Below are 13,037 nucleotides of genomic sequence, written 5' to 3' on the forward strand. Positions count from 1 at the left end.
GGGATGGAGATGGAATCCGATGTCTTCGACAAGCTCGACCTGCAACTGCTGAGTGCGCTGGAGGTCAACGGCCGGGCCTCCTTCAGCCGGATCGGCGCCGTGCTCGGGGTCTCCGACCAGACCGTCGCGCGCCGCTACCGGCGGCTGTGCGCCGAGGGCGGCCTGCGCGTCGTCGCACTCCGGGACGGCGATGCGCTCGGCCTGGACCACTGGACGCTGCGGCTGCGCTGCGTCCCCGACAGCGCCCAGGCCGTCGCGGAGGCGCTCGCCAAACGGCCCGACACCACCTGGATCGGGCTCGCCTCCGGCGGCACCGAGATCGTGCTCGGCACCCGGCCGCGCAACGCGGGCGACCGCGACGACCTGCTGCTGGGCAAACTCCCGCGCACTCCCCGCGTGCTGGAGATCCGCGCCTACCAGAAGCTGCACCGCTTCTTCGGCGGCCCGCAGGGCTGGTTGCAGAAGTTCTCGGCGCTCGCGCCGGAGCAGATCGAGGCCCTCACCCCCGGTCCCGTGCCCGACCCCGGCCCCGCCCGGATCGACCCGGACGACGAGCCGCTGCTCGCCGTCCTCGAACGAGACGGCCGCGCCACCTACCCCGAGCTCCAGCGCGCCACCGGCCGCTCGGAATCCGCCGTCAAACGACGCCTGGCCACTTTGATCGCCTCCGGGGCGATCCACCTCGACTGCGAGTACGACACCGAGATCGTCGGCTACCCCTATATGGCGGCCCTCTGGCTCACCGTCGCCCCCGCGGCACTCCACTCCGTCGGCGAGGCCCTCGCCGTCCATGCCCCGATCGCCCACGTCTCCGCGACCGCGGGCCCCACCAACCTCACGGCGACGGCGGTCGTCAGGAACACCTCTGATCTCTACGACTACCTCAGCGGCCCCCTCGGTCATCTGGAGGGCGTCCAGCACGTCGAGGCGACGCCGTACCTGCGCAACGTAAAGCAGCTGACGTACCGGCCGAGGCCTCGCTAACCACTGCGTCTGCGTTGCAGCCGGACCCCGCCCGCCAGGATCGTCGACGCCAGGGCGTCCGCGGCGCTCTGGGCGGCGGTGCGGCGGACGCCGTGGTCCAGGACGAAGTCGACACGGCCGAGTTCGGGCAGGCCGAAGCGGTCGGGGACGCGGACCAGGCCCGGCGGGATCAGGCCGCGGGAGTGCGCCATGACGCCGAGGCCGGCCCGGGCCGCCGCGATCAGGGCGCTCAGGCTGCCGCTGGTGCAGGCGATGCGCCACGGCCGGCCCTGCCGCTCCAGGGACTCGAAGGCGAGCGCGCGCGTGATCCCCGGCGGCGGGAAGACGATCAGCGGCACCGGCCGGTCCGCGTCCAGACGCAGCCGCTCGGCACCGATCCACACCAGCTCGTCGTGCCAGACCAGCTCGCCCCGCGGGTCCTCCGGGCGCCGCTTGGCGAGCACCAGGTCCAGCTTCCCGGCGGCCAGCTGCTCGTGCAGGATGCCCGACAGCTCGACCGTCAGCTCCAGATCGACCTCCGGATGGTCGTGCCGGAAGCCCTCCAGGATCTCCGGCAGCCGGGTCAGCACGAAGTCCTCCGAGGCGCCGAAGCGCAGCCGGCCGCGCAGCCGCGTGCCCGTGAAGAACGCCGAGGCCTGCTCCTGCACCTCCAGGATCCGCCGCGCGAACCCGAGCATCGCCTCGCCGTCCTCCGTCAGCTCCACGGAGTGGGTGTCCCGGGAGAACAGCTGCCGCCCGGTGGCGTCCTCCAGGCGACGCACGTGCTGGCTGACGGTGGACTGCCGCAGCCCCAGCCGCCGGGCGGCCTGCGTGAAGCTCAACGTCTGGGCCACGGCAAGGAAGGTCCGCAGATGGGAGGGGTCGTACATGGGATCAACGGTAGTGGCTCATCGTGAAACGCGATGACAGTCAGAGCGGTATGACGGATTCCCGATCGGCTGCCGGAGGAGGACGATGAACGGGGGCCCTCCGGCCCCGGACCCGCCGACCGCAACAGCAAGTGGAGCACCGTGAAGCGCCTGCGATGGCCGAGCTGGATACCGATCGACCCGTACATCCTGCTGCTGCTCGGGACGGTGGGCCTCGCGGCCCTGGTCCCGGCGCGCGGGACGGGCGCCGACGTGGCCTCGGGCGCCTCCACGGCTGCGATCGCCTTCCTCTTCTTCCTGTACGGCGCCCGGCTCTCCACCCGGGAGGCGCTGGACGGACTCAAGCACTGGCGACTGCACGGCACGGTCCTCGCCTGTACGTTCGTGATCTTCCCGCTGCTGGGCCTGGCCGCCCGCGGTCTCGTCCCGGTCCTGCTGACCCACCCGCTCTACCAGGGCCTGCTCTTCCTCACCCTCGTCCCGTCCACCATCCAGTCGTCGATCGCCTTCACGTCGATCGCCCGGGGAAACGTTCCGGCGGCGATCTGCGCCGGCTCCTTCTCCTCCCTCGTCGGCATCGTGATCACCCCGCTCCTGGCGGCGGCCCTGCTGGGCAGCAGCGCCGGCGGGTTCTCGGCCGACTCGCTCGTCCAGATCGTGCTCCAGCTGCTGGTGCCGTTCCTCGCCGGGCAGTTGCTGCGCCGGTGGATCGGCGGCTTCGTCGCCCGGCACAAGAAGGTGCTCGGGCTGGTCGACCGCGGCTCCATCCTGCTGGTCGTCTACACCGCGTTCAGCGAGGGCATGGTCCAGGGCATCTGGCACCAGGTGAGCCCGATCCGGCTCGGCGGACTGCTGGTCGTCGAAGCCGTCCTGCTCGCCGTGATGCTGGCCCTGACCTGGTACGGGGGCAAGGCGCTGCGCTTCGACCGCGAGGACCGGATCGCCATCCAGTTCGCCGGCTCCAAGAAGTCACTGGCCTCCGGACTGCCCATGGCGAGCGTCCTGTTCGGCGCCCACGCCTCGCTGGCCGTGCTGCCGCTGATGCTCTTCCACCAGATGCAGCTGATGGTCTGCGCGGTGATCGCCAAGCGCCGCTCGCACGACCCCGCTGCGGAAGCCGCCGAGGTCACTGCGACCGGGTCATCCGCACCGTCACGAACCGCGGTCGGTACAGGGTCACGTTCGCGTTGATGCTCGCCGAAGCGCCGCTCGTCTCCAGCCAGTTGACGTCATAGCTCAGCACCAGCCGCCCGTCGCCGCTCAGCTCGGGATGCACCTGCGGGTTGTACGCGGCGACGCCCGCCGTCGGCAGCGAGGGGCTGAAGTTCCTCGTCGGGCCGTGCCAGGGCCCGACGGGGGAGCACGCCCAGTACGAGGTCACGGTGGTCAGCCCCGCCGTCCCCGCGGCCATGGTGAACAGCACATACGCTCCGCCCGTCCGCGCCACCGAGAACGCGCTGCCCACCTTCGCCCCGCTCACCGGCCGCGGACGCAGACCCCACCCCGAACCGTCCCAGTACCGCCAGGCGGCCGCGTCCGCGAGTCGTCCCTCCGGCACCCGCGCCACATATGCCGACGAGGCCGGCCGGGAGGCGGCCTGTCCGTCGTCGCCGCCGAAGACGTACGTCCAACCGCCCTTGTCCACCAGCGTCGTACCGAACAGGATCCGACGCGAGGGATCGGGCACCAGGCTCTGGTCGAGCACCTTCACCACCGACTCGACCCGCAGCTTTGGCAGGGAGAGCGTGGCGACCTCGGTCGCGGTGGGCACCCCGTAGATCCACGGGGACTGCCCGGCAGCCCGCACCCACAACAGCACCCGGACGACCTTCTCGGAGGAACCGGGGGAGCGCGGCTCGACCCGGGCCGCGACCGGCCAGCGCCACTGGTTCTGGGCGGGATCGGGGAAGAGCGGCGCGGGAAGCGTGCTCTCCAGGCGCCCCCTGCCGTCCATCACCACGGCCGAGTTGCGCACCAGCGGGGCCGTCGTGTCCCGCCAGGCGTACGACTCGCCGACCGGGTTGGGCGGGCGGTGCACCTGGCCGAGATAGGTGTCCGAGAACAGCCACAGCACCCGCCCGTCCGGCAGCCGCACCGAGTGGGTGCCGTCGCCGCCGGTCCAGTCGTCGGTACGGCTCGCGTCGTCGCCGTAGCGCGCGAACTCGCGCGTGAGACGGTCGTCGGCCGACCACGAGGAGACCGTGTGCGGTGTGCACGTGCCGCCCTCCCGTCGGCCGTGCTGAGGGAGGGCGGTGAGCAGCACGGCCCCGAGAACCAGGGCCAGCAGCAGGCCGAGGCCGGTTCCCGTCCGCTGTCGTGCTCGTACGTCGTCGGGCACCCACGGGACGTTAGTGGCTCTTGCTCACCTGGTCCATGGGCAACCACAGCACCGCGTCCTTCGAGCAGGTCCTGGACCGCCGCGGACGGGTCGGCCGACGCACGGATGCAGACTTCAGGGGCGCAGCACCACCTTGCCCAGATTGGTCCGCGACTCGATCACCGCGTGCGCCTTCGCCGCGTCCTCCAGGGCGAACTCCCCGTGCACGGCGGGCTTCAGCGTGCCCGCCCCGAACAGTTGCCACAGCTCCTGACGCCAGCGCTCGTACAACTCCGGCTTGCCGCGGGCGATCCGCGCCATCTGGAAGCCGATCACGGACTTGGCGCCCACGAGCAGGTCGTACGCCTGGATCGTCCCGCCGCCCGAGCTGTACGCCACCAGCCGTCCGCCCGGAGCGAGCGCGGCGAGGGCAGGGGCGAGCAGTTCGCCGCCGACGGCGTCCAAGGCGTAGTCGACGGGATCGCCCCAGCTGTCGTCGCCGTACGCGACGACGTCGTCCGCGCCGAGGGAGCGCACGAAGTCCGCCTTCCCCGCATCGGACACTGCGCCCACCACCCGGGCCGCGCCCCGCACCTTCGCCAACTGCACGGCCAGCTGGCCGACTCCGCTGGCGGCGGCCGTGACCAGCGCCGTCTCGCCCGGTTCCGGGCGGGCGGCCGCCAGGGCGCCCAGGGCGACGAGGCCGCTGCGGACGAGGGCGAGCGCGTCGACCGCCGAGGCACCGTCCGGCACCGGGGAGGCCATGGCCTCGTGCAGGAGGGCGAAGTCGGCGTAGCCGTGCCCGAAGCACAGCCCGGTCACGCGGTCGCCGGTGCGGAAGCGGGCGACTTGCTCGCCGACGGCCACCACCTCACCCGCGATCTCACCGCCCAGCGGGATCGGCTCGGCGGCCTCGGTGACCTTGCGGACGACGGGGAGCGTGACGCCCACGGCCTCGCAGCGGACGAGGAGTTCGCCGGGGCCGGGCTCGGGGACCGGGGCTTCCTCCAGCAGCAAAGGGCCGCCGGTGGACTCGTAGCGGATGCGGCGCATCACACCTCCAGGGGGCGTCAGGACTCCCGACGGATTCATTGGGGCTCCCAACGATAATCCGAACTTCATTGGGAAGTCCAATGACTTTTCGCTAGGCTGTCCGCATGCCCGAAGCGCCCCTTGCCGCGATCCGCTCCCTGCCCAGCTGGCTGCTCGGCCGTGCCGCCGCGCGTGGCCGGACCCTGGTGTCCGAGGCGCTGGCCGTGGAGGGCCAGAAGATGTGGCACCACGTGGTGCTCTCCGCCGTCCGCGAGCTCGGCCCCGTCGCCCAGGCCGACCTCGGGCGCAGCGTGCAGCTCGACCCGAAGGACCTGGTCGGCGTCCTCAACGACCTGCAGTCCGCCGGTCTCGTCGTGCGCGAACCGGATCCCAAGGACCGCCGTAAGAACGCGGTGTCGCTCACCGGGGCCGGCGCGCGGCTGCTCAAGCGCTGCGAGCGGGCGGCGCGCACGGCCAACGACGAGCTGCTCGCGCCGCTCTCCGCGGCCGAACGCGACCAGTTCATGGATCTGTTGATCCGGATTTCCGGTACGGAGAGCTGACGGCGGATAACGTTCCGTCATGGCCGTATCCCTCGCCCTCGATCCCGCGCGCAGCGCCCTCGTCCTCGTCGATCTGATGGACCGGATCGTCGCGCTGCCCCTGGAGCCCCGCAAGGGCACCGAAGTCCTGTCCGCCGCCGAGGAGTTGGCGACCGCGTTCCGCTCGGTGGGCGCGACCGTCGTCCTCGTCCGGGTCGAACGCCCAGGTGTCACCGAACAGCCCCCCGGAAGCGGCTTGGTGGCCGGGCTGGCCAGGGACGGTGATCTGGAGGTCGTGAAGCGGACCATCGGCGGCTTCCAGGGCACGGGTCTTGACGACCTGCTGCGTGACCGGGGCGTCAACACGCTCGTCTTCGGTGGCATCGCCACCAACCTCGGGGTCGAGTCCACCGCCCGGGCCGCCGGAGACCTCGGCTACGACCTGGTCTTCGTCGAGGACGCGATGGCCGCGCTCACGGCGGCCGAGCACGAGGCGTCGGTGCGGCTGGACTTCCCGCGGCTGGGAACCGTGGTGACCACGGCCGAGGTGCGGTTCGTGGCGGGCTGATCCCGCAGGGCGGCGGGCGCAGCTGAGGCGGGGCCCCTGCGGCGCAGGGGGCGCTCCCCGCCGGCCGGAGCCCCGCCGCCGTGTCGCGGAGAGCCGGTCACCCCTGGGCGGCCGCGGTCCGCAGAGCGATGCGGTTCTCGCCCGCGTACACGTTCATGGAGCTGCCCCGCAGAAAGCCCACGAGGGTCAGGCCGGTCTCCGCGGCCAGGTCGACGGCGAGCGACGAGGGCGCCGAGACCGCCGCCAGGACCGGGATCCCGGCCATGACCGCCTTCTGCGCCAGCTCGAAGGAGGCGCGGCCCGAGACCAGCAGGATCGTGCGGGACAGCGGCAGGTCGCCGTTCTGCAGGGCGCGGCCCACCAGCTTGTCGACCGCGTTGTGCCGGCCCACGTCCTCCCGTATGTCCAGCAGCTCGCCGGCCTCCGTGAACAGGGCCGCCGCGTGCAGACCCCCGGTCCGGTCGAAGACCCGCTGGGCCGCGCGCAGCCGGTCGGGGAGGCTCGCGAGCAGCTCGGGTCCGACGCGGACCGGGGGAGTGTCGGCGATCGGCCAGCGGGCCGTCGTGCGGACCGCGTCGAGGCTCGCCTTGCCGCACAGACCACAGGACGAGGTCGTGTAGACGTTCCGTTCGAGGGTGATGTCGGGGATCTGCACACCCGGCGCGGTCCGCACGTCCACCACGTTGTACGTGTTCGATCCGTCGACCGTGGCACCCGCGCAGTACACGATGTTCTGCAGGTCGCCCTGTTCGGCGAGCACGCCCTCGCTGACCAGGAAACCCGCGGCCAGCGCGAAGTCGTCGCCCGGGGTGCGCATGGTGATCGCGAGCGGCTTGCCGTTCAGCCTGATCTCCAGCGGTTCCTCGGCGACGAGCGTGTCCGGGCGGGAGGAGACCGCCCCGTCGCGGATGCGGATCACCTTGCGTCGTTCCGTGACTCGTCCCATGTCGTGTCTCAGTCCCGGTTCTGTACGTGCTGGTAGCCGAAGCGGCCCTTGATGCAGAGGTTGCCGTGGGTCACCGGGTTGTCGTGCGGTGAGGTGACCTTCACGATTTCATTGTCCTGCACGTGGAGAGTGAGGTTGCAGCCCACTCCGCAGTACGCGCAGACCGTCGTCGTCTCCGTCTGTGCCGATTCGTTCCAGGTACCCGCCGCGCGCATGTCGAACTCCGACTTGAACGACAGGGCCCCCGTCGGGCACACCTCGATGCAGTTGCCGCAGTACACGCACGCCGAGTCGGTGAGCGGCGCGTCGTGCTCGACGGCGATCCGTGCGTCGAAGCCGCGGCCGGAGACCGAGATCGCGAAGGTGTTCTGCCACTGGTCGCCGCAGGCGTCCACGCACTTGTAGCAGAGGATGCACTTGTCGTAGTCGCGCACATACAGATCGTTGTCGACCTTGGGTTCCTCGTTGAGGCGGGCCGCGGTCCGGCCGAAGCGGTCCGGCTTCGCCTCGTACTCCTTGATCCATTCAGCGACTTGTGGGGTCGTCGACAAGTCGACCGAGGAGGCGAGGAGTTCGAGGACGACCTTGCGGCTGTGACGGGCGCGCTCGGTGTCGGTCTGTACGACCATGCCGGGCTCGGCCCTGCGGGAGCAGGCCGGGACCAGTGTCCTGGATCCCTCCACCTCGACCATGCAGACGCGGCACGCGTTCTTGGGCCGCAGCGTGTCCCCCTGGCAGAGGGTCGGGATCTCCTTCCCCGCCGCCCGGCAGGCATCGAGGATCGTCGAACCCTCGGGAGCGCGCACCGGCTCCCCGTCGATCGTGAACTCCAGCAGCCGGCGCGGGATCCCCAGCGGTGTCACGGTCATTCGTACGCCCCCAGACGGTCGATGGCGGATTCCACGGCGTTCCACGCGGTCTGTCCCAGACCGCAGATCGAGGCGTCCCGCATCGCGCGGCCGACCTCCCTGAGCAGGGCGATGTCGTCGGCCGCGGCGGCGCCCGTGCGCTCCGCGATCCGGTGCAGCGCCTCCTCCTGGCGCACGGTCCCGACCCGGCAGGGCACGCACTGGCCGCACGACTCGTCGCGGAAGAACTCGGCGATGCGCAGCAGCAGCCGGGGCAGCGGGACCGTGTCGTCGAAGGCCATGACGACACCCGAGCCCAGCGTGGTGCCCGCCTCACGGGTGCCTTCGAAGGTGAGCGGGATCTCCAGTTCGTCCGGTCGTACGAAGCCGCCCGCCGCGCCGCCGAGGAGCACCGCCCGCAGCCGGTCCCGCACCCCGGCCCGGGTGAGCAGGTCGCCGAGCGTCGCCCCGAACGGCAGCTCGTAGATGCCGGGCCGGTCCACGCTGCCCGAGACGCAGAACAGCTTCGGCCCGGTGGACCCGGCGGTGCCGATCGCCGCGTAGGCCGGGGCGCCCATGGTGAGGATCGGCAGGACGTTGACCAGCGTCTCCACGTTGTTCTCGACCGTGGGCTTGCCGAACAGGCCCTTCTCCACCGGGAAGGGCGGCTTCGAGCGCGGCTCGCCGCGGTAGCCCTCGATGGAGTTGAACAGGGCCGTCTCCTCGCCACAGATGTAGGCGCCCGCGCCGCGCCGGATCTCGATGTCGAAGGCGTACCCCTGGCCGAGGACGTCCTCGCCGAGGAAGCCACGCGCGCGTGCCTGCGCGATCGCCCGCTCCAGGCGGCGCAGCGCTCGCGGGTACTCGCCGCGCAGGTAGAGGTAGCCCTTATGGGCGCCGGTCGCGTATCCGGCGATCGTCATCGCCTCGACCAGCGCGTACGGGTCTCCCTCCATGATCACGCGGTCCTTGAAGGTGCCCGGCTCGGATTCGTCGGCGTTGCAGACGAGGTAGTGGGGGTGGTCGGGCTGCGACGCCGTGGCCTGCCATTTGCGGCCGGTGGGGAAGGCGGCGCCGCCGCGCCCGACCAGGCCGGAGTCGCTGACCTCGCGGACGACCCCGGCGGGGCCCAGCTCGAAGGCCCGGCGCAGGGCGGTGTAGCCGCCGTGGGCCCGGTAGTCGTCGAGACTTTCCGGGTCCACCACGCCGACCCGCCGCAGCAGGACAAGGCCGTCCTGTCCCACCTGGGGCACCGCCATCGCCGCCGGCGGTTCCTCCGGCGCCGAGTCGGGCGCACTCGCGGCGAGTACGGCCGCCTCCACCGTCGCCGGTGCCGACACGGCCGTACGCACCGGGTCGCCCGCCTTGATCGCGAGGGCCGCCGGGGCCCGCTCGCACAGGCCGAGGCAGGGACTGCGCTGGACGCTGACCCCGCTGCCCGGGCCCAGCCGCGCCTCGATCCCGGCGCACAGCTCGGGCGCCCCGGCGCCGGCGCAGGCCAGGTCCGTGCACACGTGGAGCACGGTGGCGGGACGGGGCCGCACCGAGAACATGGCGTAGAAGGTGGCGACGCCGTACGCCTCCGCCGGCGGTACGGTCAGCCGCCGGCACAGGTAGTCGAGGGCGCCCTCGCTGATCCAGCCGATCCGGTCGTTGACGGCGTGCAGCCCCGGCAACAGCAGGTCGCGCCTCTCCCGGGCGGCGCGACCGCCGCGGGCCCACCGCAGGTCGGCGTCGGAGCGGTCCGCGCCCTCCCAGGAGGACTCCGGGGGGCCCAACAGGGCGTCCACCGCGGCCCGTTCGTCGTCCGTCGGCTTGCTGTCGCCGAAGTGCAGATCCACTTGTGTCACCTCACGATGGTCGCGACGGGGAGCTTCTCGATCCGGATGGCCGACGCCTTGAACTCCGCCGTCCCCGCGATCGGGCAGTTCGCCTCGATCGTCAGCTGGTTGGTGTCCACCTCGTCGGGAAAGTGCATGGTCATGAAGGCGAGCCCGGGCCGCAGCGCCGTGTCCACCCACACGGGAGCCACCACGGAACCCCGCCGCGAGGACACCTGGACCTCCTCGCCGACCACGACCCCGTAGCGCTCGGCGTCCTCGGGGCACAGCTCGATGTACTCGCCGCGCCGGAGCGGGGAGGCGAAACCGCCGCTCTGCACACCGGTGTTGTACGAGTCGAGGCGCCGCCCGGTCGTCAGCCGGATCGGGTACTCCTCGTCGGTGAGGTCGACCGGCGGATCGTGCTGGACGATCCCGAAGGGCGCGGGCATTCCGCGCCGGGCCGGATCCTTCTCCCACAACCGGCCGTGCAGATAAGTGGGTTCGAGCTCGTCGGTGCTCGGGCACGGCCACTGGATGCCCTGGTGCTCCTCCAGGCGTTGGTACGTCATCCCGTAGTGGTCCGGGGAGACCGAGCGCAGCTCGTTCCAGACCGCCTCGGCGTCGGCGTACTTCCAGTCGTGGCCGAGGCGGGCCGCCAGTTCGCAGATGATGTCGATGTCCTCGCGCGCCTCGCCGGGCGGGGTGACCGCCCGGCGCACGCGCTGCACCCGCCGCTCGCTGTTGGTGGTCGTGCCGTCGGTCTCCGCCCAGCCGGCGGTGGCGGGCAGGACGACGTCAGCCAGCTCGGCGGTCCTGGTGAGGAAGATGTCCTGGACGACGAGGAAGTCCAGCTGCCGCATCCGGCGTACGGCCTGCTCGCTGTCGGCCTCCGACTGCGCGGGGTTCTCGCCGATGCAGTAGACGGCCTTGAGGGAGCCCTCCTCCATCGCCTCGAACATCTCCGTCAGGTTCAGCCCGTAGTGCGGCTGGATGACGGTGTCCCAGGCCGACTCGAACTTCAGCCGGGAGTCCGGGTCGAGGATGTCCTGGAAGCCGGGCAGGCGGTTGGGGATGGCGCCCATGTCGCCGCCGCCCTGCACGTTGTTCTGGCCACGCAGCGGCTGCAGCCCGGCGCCGTAGCGGCCGACCTGGCCGGTCAGCAGGGAGAGGTTGATCAGCGCGCGGACGTTGTCGGTGCCGTTGTGGTGCTCGGTGATGCCGAGGGTCCAGCACAGCTGGGCGCGCTCGGCGCGGGCGTAGGCGTGCGCCAACTCCCGTATGGCACGCGCCGGTACACCCGTCACCTTCTCGGCGAGGGACAGCGTCCACGGCTCGACGAGCGCCTTGTACTCCTCGAAGCCGGTCGTCGCCCGTTCGATGAACGCCTCGTTCGCCAGGCCCGCGTGGATGATCTCGCGGCCGATCGCGTGCGCCATCGGGATGTCGGTGCCGACGTTGAGGCCGAGCCAGCTCTCCGCCCACTCGGCGGTGGAAGTGCGGCGCGGATCGACGGCGTACATCCGGGCGCCGTTCCTGATCCCCTTCAGGACGTGCTGGAAGAAGATCGGGTGGGCGAAGCGGGCGTTGGAGCCCCACATCACGATGACGTCGGTGTGCTCGATCTCCTCGTACGACGACGTCCCGCCGCCCGAGCCGAAGGCGGCGGACAGGCCGGCCACGCTGGGGGCGTGGCATGTGCGGTTGCAGGAGTCGACGTTGTTGGTGCCCATCACGACCCGCGCGAACTTCTGCGCCACGTAGTTCATCTCGTTGGTGGCCCGGGCGCAGGAGAACATGCCGAACGCGCCGCGGTTGCGTTCGAGGCCGCGGGCCGCGCGGTCCAGTGCCTCCTCCCAGCTCGCCTGCCGGAACGGCTCGGCACGGGAGTCGCGGACCAGCGGGTGGGTGAGCCGGGTGTAGGTCTTCGGGGTCCGGTCGCGTTTCCTCATACGACACTCCTCATGCGGCGCTCCCCAGTGCGAGCAGGTCCGAGATGGCGTGCACGGTGCGCAGGGTGGGCACCTGGACGCCGGTGATCTCCGCCAACTCGACGACGGCCGCGAGCAGGACGTCGAGTTCGAGCGGTTTGCCGCGCTCCAGGTCCTGGAGCGTGGAGGTGCGGTGGTCGCCGACGCGTTCGGCGCCGGCGAGACGGCGTTCGATGGAGACGCCGACCTCGCAGCCGAGTGCCTCGGCGACGGCAAGGGTCTCGGCCATCATGGTCTCGATGACCCTGCGGGTGCCGCCGTGCAGACACATCTGCCGCATGGTGGCGCGGGCCAGCGCGCTGATCGGGTTGAAGGAGATGTTGCCGAGCAGCTTGACCCAGATGTCGCCCCGCAGCTCCGGCTCCACCGGGCACTTCAGGCCACCGGCGACCATGGCCTCGCTGAAGGCCAGGCAGCGCCTGGACACGCTGCGGTCGGGCTCGCCGATGGAGAACCGGGTGCCTTCCAAGTGCCGTACGACGCCGGGTCCTTCGAGCTCGGTTGCCGCGTAGACGACACAGCCGACGGCCCGTTCGGGCGCGAGCACCGCACTGACCGCGCCGTCCGGGTCCACGCTCTCGATGCGGTGGCCGTCGTGGGGGCCGCCGTGCCGGTGGAAGTACCACCAGGGGATGCCGTTCTGGGCGGCGATCACCGCCGTGGTGTCGTGCAGAAGGGGCTCGATCAGCGGCCCGCACGCCGCGTACGAGTTGGCCTTCAGGCCCAGGAAGACGTAGTCGACCGGGCCGATCTCGGCCGGGTCGTCGGTGGCGTGGGCGTGCGCGGTGAAGTCACCGCGCGGGCTGAGCACCCGTACTCCGTGCTGCCTCATGGCCGCCACGTGCGGTCCACGGGCGACGAGATGCACATCGGCGCCGGCGCGATGGAGCGCGGCACCGACGTAGGCGCCGATCGCACCGGCGCCGAGAACTGCGACTTTCATGACGAGGGAGCTCCGTTCGGTTCGAGGGATACCGCGGAGATGGCCGAACTGCCGAACACTGTCGACTGAATATTGTCTACAGTATGGTGACCGGGGCCACAAGCCTCCGTGCAGGGGTGGGAAAACCGGGCGGTCCGACCGTTCGGCGCTCGCCGCATACCGCTCATCGCATACGGT

At 71.5% G+C, this 13,037-nt stretch carries 12 protein-coding genes; 4 read left to right on the forward strand and 8 right to left on the reverse strand.

Annotated elements, in window-relative coordinates:
* The first annotated feature begins 3 nt into the window (after window positions 1–3).
* Window positions 4–984 carry an Lrp/AsnC family transcriptional regulator gene (locus tag ABD355_RS11680; RefSeq protein ID WP_344400134.1) on the forward strand — a complete coding sequence of 327 codons (981 nt, stop codon included), beginning with the start codon at window positions 4–6 and terminating at the stop codon, window positions 982–984.
* On the opposite strand, the gene ABD355_RS11685 is transcribed toward ABD355_RS11680, so the two are convergent.
* Window positions 981–1,853, reverse strand: a complete 873-nt coding sequence (locus ABD355_RS11685) for a LysR substrate-binding domain-containing protein (RefSeq protein ID WP_344400135.1) — start codon at window positions 1,851–1,853, stop codon at window positions 981–983. The genes ABD355_RS11680 and ABD355_RS11685 overlap by 4 nt on opposite strands.
* 141 nt (window positions 1,854–1,994) lie before the next feature.
* Here ABD355_RS11685 and ABD355_RS11690 point away from each other — a divergent pair, with 141 nt between their 5' ends.
* On the forward strand, window positions 1,995–3,044 hold the full coding sequence (locus tag ABD355_RS11690) for a bile acid:sodium symporter family protein (protein WP_344400137.1): 1,050 nt from the start codon (window positions 1,995–1,997) through the stop codon (window positions 3,042–3,044).
* Here the strand turns inward: ABD355_RS11690 and ABD355_RS11695 are convergent.
* Both ABD355_RS11695 and ABD355_RS11700 read right to left on the reverse strand, forming a co-directional pair.
* Window positions 2,980–4,191: a DUF4185 domain-containing protein gene (locus tag ABD355_RS11695; RefSeq protein WP_344400138.1), complete on the reverse strand. Its 1,212-nt coding sequence runs from the start codon at window positions 4,189–4,191 to the stop codon at window positions 2,980–2,982. The genes ABD355_RS11690 and ABD355_RS11695 overlap by 65 nt on opposite strands.
* A 114-nt stretch (window positions 4,192–4,305) precedes the next feature.
* A complete protein-coding gene (locus ABD355_RS11700) occupies window positions 4,306–5,223 on the reverse strand; it encodes a quinone oxidoreductase family protein (protein WP_344400139.1) in 918 nt (305 codons plus the stop codon).
* A 104-nt stretch (window positions 5,224–5,327) separates the two neighbouring features.
* Here ABD355_RS11700 and ABD355_RS11705 point away from each other — a divergent pair, with 104 nt between their 5' ends.
* Window positions 5,328–5,765: a MarR family winged helix-turn-helix transcriptional regulator gene (locus ABD355_RS11705; RefSeq protein WP_344400141.1), complete on the forward strand. Its 438-nt coding sequence runs from the start codon at window positions 5,328–5,330 to the stop codon at window positions 5,763–5,765.
* A gap of 19 nt (window positions 5,766–5,784) precedes the next feature.
* Window positions 5,785–6,312 carry an isochorismatase family protein gene (locus ABD355_RS11710; protein WP_344400142.1) on the forward strand — a complete coding sequence of 176 codons (528 nt, stop codon included), beginning with the start codon at window positions 5,785–5,787 and terminating at the stop codon, window positions 6,310–6,312.
* Between the two features lie 97 nt (window positions 6,313–6,409).
* Here ABD355_RS11710 and fdhD read toward each other — a convergent pair whose 3' ends face one another.
* The 5 genes from fdhD to ABD355_RS11735 are packed head-to-tail and all read right to left on the reverse strand — an operon-like array spanning window position 6,410 to window position 12,860.
* Window positions 6,410–7,258 (reverse strand): formate dehydrogenase accessory sulfurtransferase FdhD, encoded by an 849-nt coding sequence (gene fdhD, locus ABD355_RS11715; RefSeq protein ID WP_344400143.1) that lies wholly within the window; start codon window positions 7,256–7,258, stop codon window positions 6,410–6,412.
* 8 nt (window positions 7,259–7,266) lie between these two features.
* The gene (locus tag ABD355_RS11720) at window positions 7,267–8,127 is read right to left on the reverse strand and encodes a 2Fe-2S iron-sulfur cluster-binding protein (protein WP_344400144.1); all 861 of its coding nucleotides are present in this window, start codon (window positions 8,125–8,127) and stop codon (window positions 7,267–7,269) included.
* Window positions 8,124–9,947: an NADH-ubiquinone oxidoreductase-F iron-sulfur binding region domain-containing protein gene (locus ABD355_RS11725; RefSeq protein ID WP_344401176.1), complete on the reverse strand. Its 1,824-nt coding sequence runs from the start codon at window positions 9,945–9,947 to the stop codon at window positions 8,124–8,126. The genes ABD355_RS11720 and ABD355_RS11725 overlap by 4 nt, the downstream gene beginning before the upstream one ends.
* Before the next feature lie 5 nt (window positions 9,948–9,952).
* Window positions 9,953–11,878: a molybdopterin oxidoreductase family protein gene (locus tag ABD355_RS11730; RefSeq protein ID WP_344400145.1), complete on the reverse strand. Its 1,926-nt coding sequence runs from the start codon at window positions 11,876–11,878 to the stop codon at window positions 9,953–9,955.
* Between the two features lie 10 nt (window positions 11,879–11,888).
* Window positions 11,889–12,860, reverse strand: coding sequence for a 2-dehydropantoate 2-reductase (locus tag ABD355_RS11735; protein WP_344400146.1), 972 nt, complete (start codon window positions 12,858–12,860; stop codon window positions 11,889–11,891).
* Window positions 12,861–13,037: the final 177 nt, after the last annotated feature.

The sequence above is a fragment of the Streptomyces longisporus genome (assembly GCF_039532765.1).
GTDB classification, from domain to species: Bacteria; Actinomycetota; Actinomycetes; order Streptomycetales; family Streptomycetaceae; genus Streptomyces; species Streptomyces longisporus.

Coding starts and splice junctions, on each gene's coding strand:
- ABD355_RS11680 (WP_344400134.1), top strand. CDS start 4: ATGGAGATGGAATCCGATGTCTTCGACAAGCTCGACCTGCAACTGCTG.
- ABD355_RS11685 (WP_344400135.1), bottom strand. CDS start 1,853: ATGTACGACCCCTCCCATCTGCGGACCTTCCTTGCCGTGGCCCAGACG.
- ABD355_RS11700 (WP_344400139.1), bottom strand. CDS start 5,223: ATGCGCCGCATCCGCTACGAGTCCACCGGCGGCCCTTTGCTGCTGGAG.
- ABD355_RS11705 (WP_344400141.1), top strand. CDS start 5,328: ATGCCCGAAGCGCCCCTTGCCGCGATCCGCTCCCTGCCCAGCTGGCTG.
- ABD355_RS11710 (WP_344400142.1), top strand. CDS start 5,785: ATGGCCGTATCCCTCGCCCTCGATCCCGCGCGCAGCGCCCTCGTCCTC.
- fdhD (WP_344400143.1), bottom strand. CDS start 7,258: ATGGGACGAGTCACGGAACGACGCAAGGTGATCCGCATCCGCGACGGG.
- ABD355_RS11720 (WP_344400144.1), bottom strand. CDS start 8,127: ATGACCGTGACACCGCTGGGGATCCCGCGCCGGCTGCTGGAGTTCACG.
- ABD355_RS11730 (WP_344400145.1), bottom strand. CDS start 11,878: ATGAGGAAACGCGACCGGACCCCGAAGACCTACACCCGGCTCACCCAC.
- ABD355_RS11735 (WP_344400146.1), bottom strand. CDS start 12,860: ATGAAAGTCGCAGTTCTCGGCGCCGGTGCGATCGGCGCCTACGTCGGT.